Origin of the sequence: Streptomyces sp. NBC_01478 (assembly GCF_036227225.1) — a bacterium.
Classification (GTDB): Bacteria; Actinomycetota; Actinomycetes; order Streptomycetales; family Streptomycetaceae; genus Streptomyces.
This window is the reverse complement of record NZ_CP109444.1, coordinates 3,576,557-3,592,492: the sequence shown is the minus strand read 5'-3', so window position 1 is coordinate 3,592,492 and position 15,936 is coordinate 3,576,557. Positions and strand designations below refer to the sequence as shown.

Genomic DNA, 15,936 nt, shown 5'->3' with positions numbered 1-15,936 from the left:
GGTGCGGAGGCGGACGTAAAGTCGGCCCATGACCTCTACCGACAGTGCTGCACAGACCCCCGCGACGGCCTCCGGGACCGCCCCCGCGAAGGCCCCCGCCAAGGACCCGTGGGACCTCCCCGACGTCTCCGGACTGGTCGTCGGCGTGCTCGGCGGGACCGGGCCGCAGGGCAAGGGCCTCGCCTACCGGCTCGCCAAGGCCGGCCAGAAGGTGATCATCGGTTCCCGCGCCGCCGACCGCGCGCAGGCCGCCGCCGACGAACTCGGCCACGGCGTCGAGGGCGCCGACAACGCCGAGACCGCGCGCCGCAGCGACATCGTGATCGTCGCCGTGCCCTGGGACGGCCACGGCAAGACGCTGGAGTCACTGCGCGAGGAACTGGCCGGCAAGCTCGTCGTCGACTGCGTCAACCCGCTCGGCTTCGACAAGAAGGGCGCCTACGCGCTGAAGCCGGAGGAGGGCAGCGCCGCCGAACAGGCCGCCGCCCTGCTGCCCGACTCCCGTGTGGCCGCCGCCTTCCACCACCTGTCGGCCGTACTGCTCATGGACACGGAGATCGCCGAGATCGACACGGACGTCATGGTGCTGGGCGAGGAGCGCGCCGACGTCGAGATCGTGCAGGCGCTGGCCGGCCGTATCCCCGGCATGCGCGGTGTCTTCGCAGGCCGGCTGCGCAACGCCCACCAGGTGGAGTCCCTGGTCGCGAACCTGATCTCCGTCAACCGCCGCTACAAGGCACACGCGGGACTGCGCGTCACGGACGTCTGAGCGCGTGGGGGACACTGGTGGCGACCGACCCGCCAGTGTCCCCATCTGTTCTGCCGACAGGAGCCGATCCCATGCCCCGCCTCGCCCTCTACGCCCTCGTCGTCTGCCTGCTCGCCGTGGCCGCGGCGGTCGTCTCCTTCGTGGAGGGCAGCCTGCTCGGGATCGTGTGGGTGCTGCTCGCCGGCCTCTCGTCCAACATGTGCTGGTACTACCTGAAGCGCGGCAGGTCGGTCACTGGCTGATCGAGCAGAACTCGTTGGTGCCCTGCCAGAAGCGGTAGAGGTTCTGTCCGCAGTAGGTCTCCAGGTCGCTGATGCCGAGGCCCCGCAGGATCGCGTCGATCACATCGAAGAAGTACGTGTTGATCGACGGCACCCACAGCAGCGCGAACACGAACAGCAGGCCGAACGGCGCGAACGGCTCCACCTGCCGCTTCACGTTGTACGACAGCCAGGGCTCGATCACGCCGTAGCCGTCCAGGCCCGGCACCGGCAGGAAGTTCAGCAGCGCGGCCGTGACCTGGAGCAGCGCGAGGAACGCCAGCGCGAACCGGAAGTCCAGCGGCACCCCGTCGAGCGAGTGCAGCCAGAACGGCGCGGTGCAGACCGCCGCGAACAGCACGTTCGTCAGCGGCCCCGCCGCCGAGATCAGGCTGTGCTTCCACCGGCCCTGGATCCGGTTGCGCTCGATGAACACCGCGCCGCCGGGCAGACCGATGCCGCCCATGATCACGAAGATCACCGGGAGCACGATGCTGAGCAGCGCGTGCGTGTACTTCAGCGGGTTGAGGGTGAGGTAGCCCTTCGAGCCGACCGAGATGTCACCGCTGTGCAGGGCGGTGCGGGCGTGCGCGTACTCGTGCAGACACAGGGAGACGATCCAGGCCGCCGTCACGAACAGGAACACGGCGACGCCCGGCTGCTCGGCGAACCCGGTCCAGGTGGCCCAGCCGGTCACCGCCGTGACGGCCAGGATCCCGAGGAAGACGGGACTGATCCGCCGGTCGCTCGGGCGGGTGGTGGTGGCGGTCATGGGGGAGGGCTCCCTGCTGGGGGTCGGTGGACGCGAAGCCCGACGGTACCGGGCCCGAGGGGAAAACGTCTCGCGGGCGGTGGTCGGTTCCGGGGAAGGTGGGGACATGGGACTCTGGCACGCGTTCTACGACCCCGTCACCCCTCCGGGGCGGGCCCGTGCCCGGCGCCGCGCCGTCCCAACCCCGTGACCGCTTCCGTCGCCACCAGAGACAATGGACCCCGTGCGCTATCGCATTCTCGGCACCACCCAGGCACTCCGCTCCGACGGCACCCCCGTCCCGGTCGGCGGGGCACGGCTGCGCGCCCTGCTCACGGTGCTCGCCCTGCGGCCCGGCCGGCCGGTGCCCGCGGGCGTTCTGGTGGACGAGGTGTGGGGCGCCGACCCGCCCGCCGACGCGCACGCCGCGCTCCAGGCGCTGGTGGGCAGGCTGCGCCGGGCGCTCGGCGCCGACGCGATCACCTCGGCGGAGAGCGGCTACCGGCTCGCCGCCGCCCCCGACGACATCGACCTGCACCGTTTCGAGCGGCTGACGGGGGAGGGGCTGCGCGCGCTGGCCGACGGCAACGCGGCGAAGGCGGCGGAAGCCCTGGACGACGCCCTGGCCCTGTGGACCGGCCCGCCCCTCACGGACCTCCCCGACCGCACGGCGGAAGCGGCCCGTTGGGCGGCCCGCCACCTGGACGCCCGCCGCGCCCGCCTGACAGCGGCCCTGGCCCTCGACGACGCGGACACCGCCCTCCCCGAACTGACCGCCCTGTGCGACACCCACCCCCTCGACGAACCCCTCCAGTCCCTCCGCCTCAAAGCCCTGCGCGCGACGGGCCGCACGGCGGAGGCACTGGCCGCCTACGAGGACGTACGACAACTCCTGGCAGACCGCCTCGGCTCCGACCCCGGCCCCGAACTGCGGGCGCTGCACGGGGAGTTGCTCAGCCCCGCTGACGACGGTGGGTACGGCGCCGCCGATCGCCGCGGCCCCGGGACCGACACGGGCGCCCCCGCCCCGTCCCTCCCCGCTCCCTCACCCCAGGCCGCCCGGCCTCCCGGCAACCTCCGCGCCCGCCTCACCTCCTTCGTCGGCCGGGAGGCCGACATCGACGTCATCCGGGGAGATCTCGCCGCCGCCCGGCTGGTGACGCTGCTCGGGCCCGGCGGGGCCGGGAAGACGCGGCTGTCGCAGGAGGCGGCGGAAGGGGTGCGGGACGCGGCGCGGGACGGGGTGTGGCTGGCCGAACTCGCCCCCGTCGACGCCCCCGACGCCGTGGCGACGGCCGTGCTCACCGCGGTCGGCGCGCGCGAGACCGTGATGTACGGCGCCGGCGCCGAGGCGATCCGGGCCGCCGGGGGCGATCGGCACGACGACCCGCTGGAGCGGCTCGCGGAGCACTGCGGCCGGCGCCGGATGCTGATCGTCCTCGACAACTGCGAGCACGTCGTGGACGCCGCCGCCCGCCTCGTGGAAGCCCTGCTGGAGCGCTGCCCCGAACTGACCGTGCTCGCCACCAGCCGCGAACCCCTGGGCGTACCGGGGGAGTTGCTGCGCCCGGTGGAGCCGCTGCCCGACCCCGTCGCGCTCCGGCTGCTCGCCGACCGCGGGGCCGCCGCCCGGCCGGGGTTCACGGTGGAGGACGACCCCGAGGCCTGCGCCGAGATCTGCCGGCGGCTCGACGGGATGCCGCTGGCCATCGAGCTGGCGGCCGCCCGGCTACGGATGTTGACGCCGCGTCAGATCGCCGACCGGCTCGACGACCGCTTCCGGCTGCTCACGTCGGGCAGCCGTACGCTCCTGCCCCGCCAGCAGACCCTGCGGGCCGTCGTCGACTGGTCCTGGGACCTGCTCGACGCGGACGAACGGGACGTGCTGACCACCCTGTCCGTCTTCGCCGGCGGCTGCGACCTCGCCGCCGCCGAGGCCGTGTGCGGGCCCTTCGCGTTCGAGACGCTCGGCTCGCTGGTCGACAAGTCCCTTGTGGTGGCCGCCCCTTCGGGCGACGGGGAGATGCGCTACCGGCTCCTGGAGACCGTCGCCGAGTACGCGGGGGAACGGCTCGACGAGGCCGGCCGGCGCCCACGCGCCGCGCGCGCCCATCTGACGTACTACCGCGAACTCGCCCGCACCACCGACCCGTTGCTGCGCGGCCCCGGCCAACTCGCCGCCGTGGCACGACTGGAGCTGGAGTACGAGAACCTCCGCACCGCCCTGCGGCACGCCGTCGCCGAGCGCGACGAACAGGAGGCGATCTGCCTCGTCCTGTCGCTGACCTGGTACTGGCACATGCGCGACGTCCGCATGGAGGCCCGTAACTGGTGTGTCGAGGTCATGGCCCTGGGGCCGGACCCCTTCGCCGCCCCCGTCCGGCGCGCCGCCCCGGTCTGGGAGCGCTGCACCGACGTCGCGCCCCCGCTCACCGGAGAACTCCTCACCGAGGCCCGGCGCGGCCTCCATCTCGCCCATCTGGCCTGTATGGACACGGAGTTGGACGCCTGGGAGGTGCCGTCCGCGAAGGAGAAGCTGCGGGTCATCTCCGAGGTCTACGAACCGGGCCTGCCGCAGACCTGCCGTATGCCCGGCATGTTCTGGTTCTTCGCCGTGCTGCTGAGCGGCAGCGTGGAGCGGCTGCCCGCGATCCTCGACGCCGATGTCCACACCTGCCGCTCCAACCCCGGCATGGAGTGGGAGCTGGCCACCACCCTCCAGATGCGCGCCAACATGCTCGCCAACCGCACCGACTGGGCGGGCGACGCGGCCCGGGACGCCGACGAGTCGCTGGAGATCTTCCGCCGCCTCGGCGACACCTGGGGCGTCGCCGAGGCGCTCTCCGCCCGCGCCGAGGCCCGGGAACGCACCGGTGACTACGAACTGGCCGCCCTCGACTACGAGGCCGCGATCGAACAGGCCGAACGGCTCGGCGCCCACGGCCAGGTGGCCGTACTCGGAGCCCGGCTGGGGAGCGCGCTCATCGAGGCCGGCGAGGTGGAGCGGGGCGAGCGCCTGCTGCGCGAGGTGATCGAGCAGCAGCACGGCCAGGGCAGCGAGGCGATGCCCGCCGCCCGGATGTTCCTCGCGAGCCGGCTCGCCATGACCGGCCGGGTCGAGGAGGCACGCGAGGAGTTGCGGCTGCTGCGCGAGGAGTTCTCGATCTCCCACTTCGTGGTCTTCGACGCGTTCATCCTCGGCTCGGAGGCGTGGGTGGAGGCGGTCGACGGCAATTACCAGGAGTCCCTGGACAAGGTCCGCAGAGCGCTGGAGCGGGCCGGTGACCCGCTGTCCGAGGCCATCGCCCCGAGCATGACCTCGCTGTACCTGGGGATCGCCGCGGTCGTCCTCGCCGAACTCGACGGCGGCAGCCGGGTCCGGGACGGCGTCCGCTGCCTCGTCGCGGCGCTGGCGCTGCTGCCGCCCGGGCACGTCAGGGCGTCCGTGGAGAGCGAGGTGTACCGCCGGGCCGAGGAGCGGGCGCGCGCCGTGCTCGGCGACGCGGTCTACGAGTCGTACGTGGCCGAGTACGCCGAAGGCGACAGCCTCTCCGCGAAGGAGGCTGCCGCCCTGGTGTGAGCCGACGCGAACCCGGTGGGACGGGCGGCCCGTGAGCCGTACCGCCCGGTGAGGCGCACGGCCGGGTCAGGTCTTGGTGCGGAACTTGTAGATCGAGATCGGGGCCATCACCGCGGTGAGCCCCACCGACCAGGCCAGCGTCAGCCACACGCCGTGGGCGACCGGGCCGCCCACCATCAGTCCGCGGGCAGCGTCCGCCAGGGCGGACAGCGGGTTGTAGTCGGTGAAGTTCTGCAGCCAGCCCGGCATCGACCCGGTCGGCGCGAAGATCGACGAGCCGAACTGCAGCGGCATCAGCACCAGGAAGCCCATGGCCTGCACGGACTGCGCGCTCTTCATGGTCACGCCGAGGGTGAGGAACACCCACATCAGGGCCGAGCCGAACACCGCGGACAGTCCGATCGCGGCGAACATGCCGAACCAGTGGTGGATGTGGAAGCCGACGAGGACACCGACGACCATCAGCACGGCGGACGCGACCAGCATCCGCATCATCTCGACCGAGATCTTGGCGATCAGCACCGAGGCGCGCCCGATGGGCAGCGACCGGAACCGGTCCATGACCCCGGTGTGGAAGTCGGTGTTGAAGCCGGTGCCCACCCCCTGGGCCATGTTCATCCCCATCATGGCGAGCAGACCGGGCACGACGTACTGCACGTACGCCTCCTGCCCGCCGCCGAGCGACTGCCCGATCGAGCCGCCGAAGACGTACACGAACAGCAGCGTGAAGATGACCGGGAACAGGATGGCGTCGAACATCGACTCCGGGTCCTGCCGGATCCACAGCAGATTGCGGCGGATCAGCGCGCCGGTGTGACGCAGATGGTTGCGCAGCGGGATACGGGGGTCCGACGCGACGGCGCCGGGCTTCACGGCGATGGCGCTCATACGGCGACTTCCTCGCGGTCGGTGGTGGGCACGGAGTCCTGCGGGGCGCTGGCGCGGTGGCCGGTGAGGGACAGGAACACCTCGTCCAGGCTGGGCAGTTCGGTGGTGATGGAGGCGATGGTGAGGCCGCGCGCGCTCACCGCTCCTACGACGGCGGTGAGTTGCTCGTCGCTGAGGATCGGCACCAGGACCGTGCCGCTCTCCACGTCGACGGTGACGGTGGCGAGGCCGGTGATGCCCAGCTCGTCCAACGCATGGGCCAGCGGCCGTAGTTGCAGGGGATCGGCCGGCCGGATGCGCAACGCCCGTCCGCCGACCTTCGCCTTCAGCTCGTCGATCCCGCCGTTGGCGATGACCTTGCCGTGGTCCACCACGGTCAGCTCGGAGGCGAGCGCCTCGGCCTCCTCCATGTACTGGGTGGTGAGCAGCACGGTCACACCGCCGCCGACCATGGACCGCACCTCGTCCCACACCTCCATGCGGGTGCGCGGGTCCAGGCCGGTGGTCGGCTCGTCCAGGAACAGCACCTGCGGGTGCCCGATCATCGAGGCGGCCAGGTCGAGCCGCCGCCGCATACCGCCGGAGTACGTACTGGCGGGCCGCTTGGCGGCGTCCGTCAGGGAGAACCGCTCCAGCAGTTCGTCGGCGCGGGCCCGGGAGTCCTTGCGGGAGAGGTCGAGCAGCCGCCCGATCATGTACAGGTTCTCCCAGCCCGGGAGCTTCTCGTCCACGGAGGCGTACTGGCCGGTGAGGCCTATCACCCGGCGCAGTTGGCGGGGCTGGCGCAGGACGTCGTAGCCGGCGACGGTGGCCTCGCCGGAGGTCGGAGCGAGCAGCGTGGACAGGATGCGTACGAGGGTGGTCTTACCGGCACCGTTCGGCCCGAGCACACCCATCACGGTGCCCTCCCGGACGTCCAGGTCGACGCCGTCCAGCGCCTTGGTCTCGCCGTAGTGCTTGACCAGCCCCCGCACGGACACGGCCGTGCCGCCGGGAATGTTGTCGATTCGCGTCATGGGAAGGACAGTGCCAGTGCCGACCGACAGAACACCGACATCCCACCGACAGCACCGACAAACCACTGACGAGCACCGCAACCATCAATTGAGGAACCACGACGGTGAGCAACCGCCTCCGCGAGAGCGGCGCCGGTTTAGGCGCAAAAGAGGGGCAGCCCCGCCGACGGGGGAAGATCGGCGGGGCTGCATCGTGCCGCAGTGGCTCTGAATCGGTCAGTGGACCGAGTGCTCCTCCAGCGGGAACGTCCCGCCGACGACATCCTCCGCAAACGCCTTCGCCGCGTTGCCCATGACCGAACGCAGATCGGCGTACTGCTTCACGAACTTGGGCATTCGACCACCCGTAAGCCCCAACATGTCGGTCCACACCAGGACTTGGGCGTCCGTCTCGGCCCCCGCCCCGATCCCGACCGTAGGAATGTGCAGCACCCGAGTCACCTCGGCGGCCAACTCCGCCGGCACCAGCTCGAGGACGACCGCGAACGCCCCCGCGTCCTGCACGGACTTCGCGTCCCGCAGCAACTGCTGAGCCGCCTCCTCGCCCCGCCCCTGCACCCGGTACCCCATCGAGTTCACGGACTGCGGAGTGAGACCGATGTGCGCCATCACCGGGATCCCGGACTCGACCAGCAGCCGGATCTGAGCGTGCGACCGCTCGCCGCCCTCCAGCTTCACCGCACCCACCCCGGCCTCCTTCACCAGCCGGGTCGCCGAGCGCAGCGCCTGCACCGGACCCTCCTGGTAGGACCCGAAGGGCAGGTCGCCCACGATCAGCGCCCGCTGCGTGCCGCGCACGACCGCGGCGGACAGCATGGTCATCTCGTCCAGGGTGACGGGCACGGTCGACTCGTACCCGAGGTGGCAGTTGCCCGCCGAGTCACCGACGAGCATCACCGGGATACCGGCCTCGTCGAAGACGGACGCGGTCATCGCGTCGTAGGCGGTGAGCATGGGCCACTTCTCGCCGCGTTCCTTGGCGAGAGCGATGTCGCGGACGGTGATACGGCGTGTGCCCTTGCCTCCGTACAGCGCCTTGCTGCCGTCGGAGGAGCTGTTCTTCACAGTCTGGGCAGCCGAAAGCTGCGTCATTGCAACGGCTCCTTCAGTCATCTCGAGGCACCCTCACGGCGTCCCCGGATCCCCTCCATGGTGGCACCTCGTGCCACGGAGGGCCAGAGGGACCCCCGTCACGCGCATCACGCGGGAGGGCATGCGTAAGGCCTGGGTAAAATATTTACGATACGGCACGGTCTCGTATCGGAATTGGCCCGAGGCTCCCTAGTCTGGACCGCATGACCACTCCACCCGTCCCTGGCACCCGGATACCCGAAGCGGTGCACCGCCGCCGCTGGGCCATCCTCGGCGTGCTGATGCTGAGCCTGCTGATCGTGGTGCTCGACAACTCGATCCTCAACGTCGCCATCAAGACCATCTCCACCCCGGCCCCGACCGGCCTGGGCGCGACACAGAGCGAGCTGGAGTGGGCGATCAACGCCTACACCCTCGTCTTCGCCGGTCTGCTGTTCACCGCGGGCCTCCTGGGCGACCGGATCGGCCGCAAGAAGGTCCTGCTCGGCGGGCTCGTCGTGTTCGGCATCGGCTCCGCGCTCGCCGCCGAGTCCGGCTCGCCGGACCAACTCATCGGCTACCGCGCACTGATGGCCCTCGGCGCCGCCTTCGTGATGCCCGCCACCCTCGCCGTGCTCATGAACGTCTTCGAGCGCGACGAGCAGCCCAAGGCCATCGGCATCTGGGCCGGCGGAGTCGGCCTCGCCATCGCGATCGGCCCGATCACCGGCGGTGTGCTCCTCGACCACTTCTGGTGGGGCTCGGTCTTCCTGATCAACGTGCCGATCGTGCTGATCGCCCTCGCCCTGATGGTCTGGCTGGTCCCCGACTCCCGCGACCCGAAGCCCGGCCGCCTCGACCCGGTCGGCGTGGTCCTGTCCGTCGTAGGCCTCGTCCTGCTGGTCTACGGCATCATAGAGGGCGGCGAGCTGGCCGACTTCACGGCGCCCAAGGTGCTGTCGACGATCCTCGCCGGTGTCGCCGTCCTCGCCGGGTTCGTGTGGTTCGAGAAGCGCAGCGACCACCCGTCCATCGATGTCACGTACTTCAAGAACAAGGTGTTCTCGGCCGCGATCGCCGCCATGGGGCTGGTCTTCTTCGCGCTGATGGGCGTGACCTTCTTCTCCGTCTTCTACACCCAGAGCGTGCGCGGCTACTCGCCGCTCCAGACCGGTCTGCTGATGCTGCCGCTGGCCGCCGCGCAGATGATCTTCGCGCCGCGGGCCCGGCTGGTCGTCGACCGGTTCGGCCACAAGGTCACGACGGGCGTCGGCCTCGTGCTGCTCGCCGGGATGCTCGGCGCCTTCGCGACCCTCGACGCGGACACGCCGATCTGGGTCCTGGAGGTCATCTTCTTCCTCATGGGCACGGGCATGGCGCACGTCATGACCCCGACCAGCGTCGTCATCATGCAGGCCCTGCCGCGCGAGAAGGCGGGCTCCGCGTCCGCGCTGAGCAACACCTTCCGGCAGGTCGGCGGCGCCCTCGGCATCGCCGTCCTCGGCTCGGTGCTGTCCACGGCGTACCGCAACGGCATCGAGGGCAAGCTCGGCTCGGTGCCGGCCGCCCTCAGGGACACGGCCGGCGAGTCCATCGAGGCCACCCTCGGTGTCGCCGCGAAGCTCGGCCCGCAGGGCAGGGCCCTGGTCACCCCGGCCAACGACGCGTTCCTGCACGCCATGCACGTCACCGCCCTGTGCGGCGCGGGTGTCGCGGTCGTCGGCGCGGTGGTCGCCTTCCTCTTCCTGCCCGGGAAGCCGTCGGTTCCTCAGGAGGACAAGCAGGAGCCCGAGTTGGTCGTCGTAGGGGAATAGCGACGACAATCAACCCCGGACGGGAACGGGGGACAGCGAAGGGACGGAGTGAAGTGAGCCTCGCCGACAACGGCACCGACAACGGCACCACTGGCACCGACAACGGCACCGGCACGGGCACCGGCACCGACAACGGGACCCGGTCGTGCGCGCCCACCAGGGGACGCCCGCGCAGTGAGGCCGTCGAACGCGCCATCACGGAGGGCGTGATGAAGCTCCTGGAGGAAGGCGTGCCGCTGGCCGAACTCTCCATCGAGCGCATCGCCCGCACCGCCGGTGTCGGCAAGGCCACCATCTACCGCCGCTGGCCGGGCAAGGAGGAGCTGTTCGTCGACGTCGTCCGCGAGGCCGAGCCGCAGGACCCCGAACTGCCCGGCATCTCGCTGCGCGACGACCTCGTGGCCATGATGGAACAACTGCGCCAGCGCGGCCTGCTGACCCGGTCCTCGGCGCTCCTGCACAACGTGTTCGCACAGATGAAGAGCAGCCCGAAGGTCTGGGCCGCCTACCACGCGACCGTCGTGGAACCCCGGCGCCGCAAGCAGGTCGACATCCTGCGCCGCGGCCAGGAGAGCGGCGAACTCCGCACCGACCTCGACCCCGAGCTGATGAACGACATGCTGGTGGGCCCGATGCTCCTGCGCACCGTCATGCGCGCCGACGCGGACCTCCCCGAGGGCCTGTCGGAACTGCTCGTCGACACGGTCCTCACCGCCCTACGACCCGTCAGGCCCGCTGCCTGAGTACCCGTCCGAATGTGCGCGTTCCGTCACAGAGGCCGCTGCCGTCGCCCGTGTTCGGAACTCCGGACGCCGACTTGTTCGTCCTCGTCCCAGTACGGCCGTCATGGGACGGCGGATCGGAACCGATCATCCCCTAGGGTCGTAGGCGCGGGGACGATGGTGTGCACGGCAGGTAGTGAGGCGACGGTATGGCACAGCAGGCGTATGTGGCGGAGACGGACGACGGCGGCTCGGGCGACGAGCAGCGCGGAAACCGACTTCGGCGCCTGCGGAACAGACTGCTCGACGGCTGGCGCGGCGACCCGAGGATCTGGCGCCGGGGCCTGATCCTCGCCGCGGTGGCGATCCTCCTGGCCCTCGTCATGCTGCTGCACTCCCGCATCCCGAACCGGATCGGCAACCTCGGCAGCCTCACGGAGACCTTCCTGCCCTGGTTCGGGCTGCTGGTCCCGGTCCTCCTGGTCCTCGGCCTGGTCCGCAGGTCGGCGACCGCGCTCATCGCCGTCGTCCTGCCGACGGTCGTCTGGCTGAACCTCTTCGGCGGGCTGCTGCTCAGCGACAAGACCGGCACCGGCGGCGATCTGACGGTGGCCACCCACAACGTCAACGCCGACAACCCCGACCCGGCCGGTACGGCCCGTGACGTGGCCGCGTCCGGCGCGGACGTCGTCGCCCTGGAAGAGCTGACGGCGTCGGCGGTCCCGACGTACGAGAAGGCCCTCGCGTCGACGTACAAGTACCACTCGGTCGAGGGCACGGTCGGCCTGTGGAGCAAGTACCCGATGAGCAGCATCAGGGCGGTGGACATAAAGCTGGGCTGGACGCGCGCGATGCGCGCCACCGTCGCGACCCCCGAGGGACGGATCGCGGTCTACGTCGCCCACCTCCCCTCGGTGCGGGTGAAGATCGAGGCCGGGTTCACGGCCCGGCAGCGCGACAAGAGCGCCGACGCGCTGGGGGAGGCCATCGCCGCCGAGCCGCTCAAGCGGAAGATCCTCCTCGGCGACCTGAACGGCACGATGAACGACCGCTCGCTGAACGCCGTCACCTCCCAGATGCGCTCCACGCAGGGCGCGGCGGGCAGCGGCTTCGGGTTCAGTTGGCCGGCGTCGTTCCCGATGGCGCGGATCGACCAGATCATGGTCCAGGGCGTGGAACCGGTCACCTCGTGGACCCTCCCGAAGACCGCCAGCGACCATCTCCCGATCGCGGCCCGTGTGAACCTCGACACCAGCTCTTAACCTCGTGGAATAGAGCGCCTGGGAGTCTTTGTTCCGTAACTGAACTTAAGCTCGTCAGTACGGAACTCCGCTCTCCCTCGAAAGGCACAGGCACTTCCATGCCCCTGGCCCTGCTCGCTCTGGCCGTCGGCGCTTTTGGTATCGGCACCACCGAATTCGTGATCATGGGCCTGTTGCCCGAGGTCGCGGACGACCTGAACGTCTCGATCCCCACGGCGGGCCACCTGGTCTCGGCGTACGCGCTGGGCGTGGTCATCGGCGCCCCGCTGCTCGCGGCGGTCACGGCCCGCCTGTCCCGCCGTACGGTCCTGATCGGCCTGATGGCGCTGTTCGTGGCGGGCAACGCGCTCTCGGCCCTCGCGGCCAACTACGACTACCTGCTCGTCGCCCGCTTCCTGAGCGGCCTGCCGCACGGCGCCTTCTTCGGCGTGGGAGCCGTCGTCGCCACGACGATGGTGGCGCCCGAACGCAAGGCGCGCTCCGTCTCGTTGATGTTCCTGGGCCTCACGGTCGCCAACATCGTGGGCGTACCGGCGGCCACGCTGATGGGCCAACACCTGGGCTGGCGGGCCACGTTCCTCGGCGTGAGCGTGATCGGCCTGGCGGCGATAGCGTCGCTGGCCCTGCTGATCCCGCACGACCACGCCCACGCGCCGGCGGTGGGCCTGCGCCGCGAGATGGCCGCGCTGAAGTCCCTCCCGGTGTGGCTGGCCCTCGGCACCACAGTGGCCGGCTTCGGCGCGCTCTTCTCGGCGTACAGCTACATCACCCCGATGCTCACGGACGCGGCGGGCTTCGCCGACGGCAGCGTGACGCTGCTGCTGGCGCTGTTCGGCGTCGGCGCGACGGCAGGCAACCTGGTGGGCGGCCGCCTGGCGGACCACTCCCTGCGGGGCACGCTGTTCGGCGGCCTGGTGTCCCTGGGCGCGGTCCTGGCCCTGTTCCCGCTCCTGATGACCACGGAGTGGAGCGCGGCCCTGTCGGTCGTCCTCCTGGGCGTGGCGGCGTTCGTGACGGGCTCCCCGCTCCAGTTGATGGTGATGGAGAAGGCGGCGGCAGGCCCGTCCCTGGCCTCTTCCGCGAACCAGGCAGCGTTCAACTTGGCGAACGCCGGCGGCGCTTGGATCGGCGGCCTGGCGCTGGCGGCAGGCTTCGGCGCTACGTCGCCTGCGCTGGCCGGAGCGGTGTTGGCGGTACTGGGATTGGGAGTTGCCGCCACGGCATGGAGCGTGGACCGGCGCCGAGGTGTCTCGGGAAGCGGCCGCGAGCGCTTGGTAGCAGCTCACGTCCCCGACCAGTCCCCGGCGCTGCACCACTGATTCTCGCCCACCCACCCACGGGTCTCGGTCGGTTGAGAGGTTGACCTCTTGGCCGACCGGATGCGGCGGACACCCCGTCCGTCAGCCCCCGAGCCTCAACGCTCAAGGCCCAGCGCATCCGGAACGCCCCGGACCCAAGCCGCCCGCCCCGGCTCCTCCCCGGCGACGCGCTCCAGCGCCTCCCCGAACCGCCGTCGCTCACCCGAATCCATCCCGCCCAGCTCATGGGCGATGTCCTCCAGGGTGCTCAACGCCACATGCGAGTCATGCCCCACCTCGACGAGGTCCTCCAAGGTCGCCATCGCCGTCAGCAGGGCCCTGACCACCGCGTCTCCCTGAGCCACGGCTTCGCCCCCTAGTCGAACCGCTCCAGATCCCGCAGCCAAGCCGTGGCCGACCCGTCGGACGGCGCCCGCCAGTCCCCCCGAGGCGACAACGACCCGCCCGCCGAAACCTTCGGCCCGTTCGGCATCGCCGACCGCTTGAACTGCGCGAACCCGAAGAAGCGCCGGCAGAACACCTCCAGCCACCGCCGGATCTCGGGCAGGTCGTACGCCACCCGCTTCTCCTCCGGGAAGCCGGGAGGCCAGGCCCCGCCCCCCGCCTCGTGCCACGCGTGCCACGCCAGGAACGCGATCTTCGACGGCCGGAACCCGTACCGCAGCACATGGAACAGCGTGAAGTCGTGCAGCGCGTACGGGCCGATCTTCGACTCCGTGGACTGCATCTCCTCGCCCGGTACCAGCTCCGGGCTGATCTCCGTGTCGAGGATCGCGGTGAGGATCTTGCCGGTCTCCTCGTCGAACTGGTCGCTGCTGACCACCCAGCGGATGAGGTGCTGGATCAGGGTCTTCGGTACGCCGGAGTTGACGTTGTAGTGGCTCATCTGGTCGCCGACGCCGTACGTGGACCAGCCCAGCGCCAGCTCGGAAAGGTCACCCGTGCCGAGCACGATGCCGTTGCGCTGGTTGGCGAGGCGGAACAGGTAGTCCGTGCGCAGGCCCGCCTGGACGTTCTCGAAGGTGATGTCGTAGACCGGCTCGCCGGAGGCGAAGGGGTGGCCCATCTCCTTCAGCATCAGGCGCGCGGTCGGCGTGATGTCCAGCTCCGCCGCGGTCACGCCGATCGCCCGCATCAGCGCGTGCGCGTTGTCCTTGGTGTGGTCGCTGGTCGCGAAACCGGGCAGCGTCCAGGCCAGGATGTCGCTGCGCGGACGCCCCGCGCGGTCCATCGCGCGCGCGGCGACGATCAGCGCGTGCGTGGAGTCGAGGCCGCCGGAGACCCCGATGACGACCTTGGGGCCGCCGATCGCCGCGAGCCGCTGCTGAAGGCCCTCGACCTGGATGTTGTACGCCTCGTAGCAGTCCTGCGCGAGCCGCTCCGCGTCGGCCGGTACGAACGGGAAGCGCTCCAGACGCCGGCGGAGTCCCAAGTCCGTGAGCGGCGGGGCCAGTTCGAAGGAAACCGTGCGGAAGTCGGCCGTCCGTGCCCGATGCGTCCGCCGGTTGTCGTCGAACGTGCCCATCCGCTGCCGTTCCTGCCGCAGCAGGTCGAGGTCGACGTCCGCCACCGCGTACTCGTCGCCCAGCGGGAAGCGGTCCGTCTCGGCCAGCAGCACACCGTTCTCGTAGACCATCGCCTGGCCGTCCCAGGACAGGTCCGTCGTCGACTCGCCGAGACCGGCCGCCGCGTAGACGTACGCGGCGAGGCAGCGCGCGGACGCCGAGCGGCACAGCAGTTTGCGGTCCTCGGCGCGGCCGACCGTGATCGGGCTGCCGGAGAGGTTGACGAGCACCGTCGCACCCGCCAGGGCGGCCTCGGCGCTCGGCGGCACCGGCACCCACATGTCCTCGCAGATCTCCGCGTGCAGCACGAGGGACGGTACGTCCTGCGCCGCGAACAGCAGGTCCACCCCGAACGGCACACTCTCGCCGCCCAGTTGGATCGAACCGCCGCGCTCGTCGGCGCCGTCGGCGATCTGGCGGCGTTCGTAGAACTCGCGGTAGTTCGGGGGATACGACTTCGGTACGACGCCCAGGACGCGGCCCCGGTGCACCAGGACCGCGCAGTTGTAGATCCGGTTGCGGTGGCGCAGCGGGGCGCCGACGACCAGGACCGGCAGCAGGTCTGCCGAGCCGGTCACCACCTCCTGGAGCGCCTCCTCGACCTGGTCCAGGAGTACGTCCTGGAGGATCAGGTCCTCGATGGAGTAGCCGCACAGGCCCATCTCCGCGAAGACGGCGACCGCGACGCCCTCCTCGGAGCACCGGCGGGCGTGGCGCAGGACGGCTTCGGCGTTGGCGTGCGGGTCCGCGATCACGGTGTGGCCCGTGCAGGCGGCGACGCGGGCGAAGCCGTGCTGATAGATCGACCAGAAGTTCAGTGGAGGCACGGGGTCCACTGTAATCGCCCGTAATCGTCAGGGCGACGCAATGGGGTGGCGCGAGGTGTGGTGCACCCCACGCCACCCCATCGACAGGTGAC

At 70.9% G+C, this 15,936-nt stretch carries 13 protein-coding genes; 7 read left to right on the top strand and 6 right to left on the bottom strand.

Going from position 1 to position 15,936, the window contains the following annotated elements; all coding sequences use genetic code 11:
• The first annotated feature begins 28 nt into the window (after nt 1-28).
• Both npdG and OG223_RS16160 read left to right on the top strand, forming a co-directional pair.
• Entirely contained in the window at nt 29-769 is a 741-nt protein-coding gene (npdG, locus tag OG223_RS16165; protein WP_329248398.1) for an NADPH-dependent F420 reductase, read from the top strand.
• A 71-nt stretch (nt 770-840) separates the two neighbouring features.
• Entirely contained in the window at nt 841-1,011 is a 171-nt protein-coding gene (locus OG223_RS16160) for a hypothetical protein (RefSeq protein WP_329248396.1), read from the top strand.
• On the opposite strand, the gene OG223_RS16155 is transcribed toward OG223_RS16160, so the two are convergent.
• A complete protein-coding gene (locus OG223_RS16155) occupies nt 1,001-1,801 on the bottom strand; it encodes a site-2 protease family protein (protein WP_329248393.1) in 801 nt (266 codons plus the stop codon). The genes OG223_RS16160 and OG223_RS16155 overlap by 11 nt on opposite strands.
• 214 nt (nt 1,802-2,015) lie before the next feature.
• Here OG223_RS16155 and OG223_RS16150 point away from each other — a divergent pair, with 214 nt between their 5' ends.
• Nucleotides 2,016-5,360, top strand: a complete 3,345-nt coding sequence (locus OG223_RS16150; RefSeq protein WP_329248390.1) for an AfsR/SARP family transcriptional regulator — start codon at nt 2,016-2,018, stop codon at nt 5,358-5,360.
• A gap of 66 nt (nt 5,361-5,426) precedes the next feature.
• On the opposite strand, the gene OG223_RS16145 is transcribed toward OG223_RS16150, so the two are convergent.
• The 3 genes from OG223_RS16145 to panB all read right to left on the bottom strand — a co-directional run bounded on the left by OG223_RS16145 (nt 5,427) and on the right by panB (nt 8,356).
• Nucleotides 5,427-6,248 (bottom strand): ABC transporter permease, encoded by an 822-nt coding sequence (locus OG223_RS16145; protein WP_329248387.1) that lies wholly within the window; start codon nt 6,246-6,248, stop codon nt 5,427-5,429.
• Complete coding sequence (locus tag OG223_RS16140; protein ID WP_329248384.1) at nt 6,245-7,264, bottom strand: ATP-binding cassette domain-containing protein; 1,020 nt, start codon at nt 7,262-7,264, stop codon at nt 6,245-6,247. Before OG223_RS16140 ends, OG223_RS16145 begins: the two co-directional genes overlap by 4 nt.
• Nucleotides 7,265-7,480: 216 nt before the next feature.
• Nucleotides 7,481-8,356 (bottom strand): 3-methyl-2-oxobutanoate hydroxymethyltransferase, encoded by an 876-nt coding sequence (gene panB, locus OG223_RS16135; RefSeq protein ID WP_329248381.1) that lies wholly within the window; start codon nt 8,354-8,356, stop codon nt 7,481-7,483.
• A 203-nt stretch (nt 8,357-8,559) separates the two neighbouring features.
• Between panB and OG223_RS16130 the strand changes: the two genes are divergently transcribed.
• From OG223_RS16130 to OG223_RS16115, 4 genes are all read left to right on the top strand, one after another.
• Entirely contained in the window at nt 8,560-10,149 is a 1,590-nt protein-coding gene (locus OG223_RS16130) for an MFS transporter (RefSeq protein WP_329248379.1), read from the top strand.
• A 53-nt stretch (nt 10,150-10,202) separates the two neighbouring features.
• On the top strand, nt 10,203-10,892 hold the full coding sequence (locus tag OG223_RS16125; protein ID WP_329248376.1) for a TetR/AcrR family transcriptional regulator: 690 nt from the start codon (nt 10,203-10,205) through the stop codon (nt 10,890-10,892).
• A gap of 188 nt (nt 10,893-11,080) precedes the next feature.
• Nucleotides 11,081-12,133: an endonuclease/exonuclease/phosphatase family protein gene (locus OG223_RS16120; protein WP_329248373.1), complete on the top strand. Its 1,053-nt coding sequence runs from the start codon at nt 11,081-11,083 to the stop codon at nt 12,131-12,133.
• A gap of 98 nt (nt 12,134-12,231) precedes the next feature.
• Nucleotides 12,232-13,452 carry an MFS transporter gene (locus OG223_RS16115; protein WP_329248370.1) on the top strand — a complete coding sequence of 407 codons (1,221 nt, stop codon included), beginning with the start codon at nt 12,232-12,234 and terminating at the stop codon, nt 13,450-13,452.
• Between the two features lie 95 nt (nt 13,453-13,547).
• Here the strand turns inward: OG223_RS16115 and OG223_RS16110 are convergent, their stop codons facing one another.
• Both OG223_RS16110 and OG223_RS16105 read right to left on the bottom strand, forming a co-directional pair.
• On the bottom strand, nt 13,548-13,796 hold the full coding sequence (locus tag OG223_RS16110; protein ID WP_329248367.1) for a hypothetical protein: 249 nt from the start codon (nt 13,794-13,796) through the stop codon (nt 13,548-13,550).
• Between the two features lie 11 nt (nt 13,797-13,807).
• Entirely contained in the window at nt 13,808-15,844 is a 2,037-nt protein-coding gene (locus tag OG223_RS16105; RefSeq protein ID WP_329248364.1) for an NAD(+) synthase, read from the bottom strand.
• Between the last annotated feature and the right edge of the window lie 92 nt (nt 15,845-15,936).

Coding starts and splice junctions, on each gene's coding strand:
- npdG (WP_329248398.1), top strand. CDS start 29: ATGACCTCTACCGACAGTGCTGCACAGACCCCCGCGACGGCCTCCGGG.
- OG223_RS16120 (WP_329248373.1), top strand. CDS start 11,081: ATGGCACAGCAGGCGTATGTGGCGGAGACGGACGACGGCGGCTCGGGC.
- OG223_RS16115 (WP_329248370.1), top strand. CDS start 12,232: ATGCCCCTGGCCCTGCTCGCTCTGGCCGTCGGCGCTTTTGGTATCGGC.
- OG223_RS16130 (WP_329248379.1), top strand. CDS start 8,560: ATGACCACTCCACCCGTCCCTGGCACCCGGATACCCGAAGCGGTGCAC.
- OG223_RS16160 (WP_329248396.1), top strand. CDS start 841: ATGCCCCGCCTCGCCCTCTACGCCCTCGTCGTCTGCCTGCTCGCCGTG.
- OG223_RS16145 (WP_329248387.1), bottom strand. CDS start 6,248: ATGAGCGCCATCGCCGTGAAGCCCGGCGCCGTCGCGTCGGACCCCCGT.
- OG223_RS16150 (WP_329248390.1), top strand. CDS start 2,016: ATGGACCCCGTGCGCTATCGCATTCTCGGCACCACCCAGGCACTCCGC.
- panB (WP_329248381.1), bottom strand. CDS start 8,356: ATGACGCAGCTTTCGGCTGCCCAGACTGTGAAGAACAGCTCCTCCGAC.
- OG223_RS16140 (WP_329248384.1), bottom strand. CDS start 7,264: ATGACGCGAATCGACAACATTCCCGGCGGCACGGCCGTGTCCGTGCGG.
- OG223_RS16155 (WP_329248393.1), bottom strand. CDS start 1,801: ATGACCGCCACCACCACCCGCCCGAGCGACCGGCGGATCAGTCCCGTC.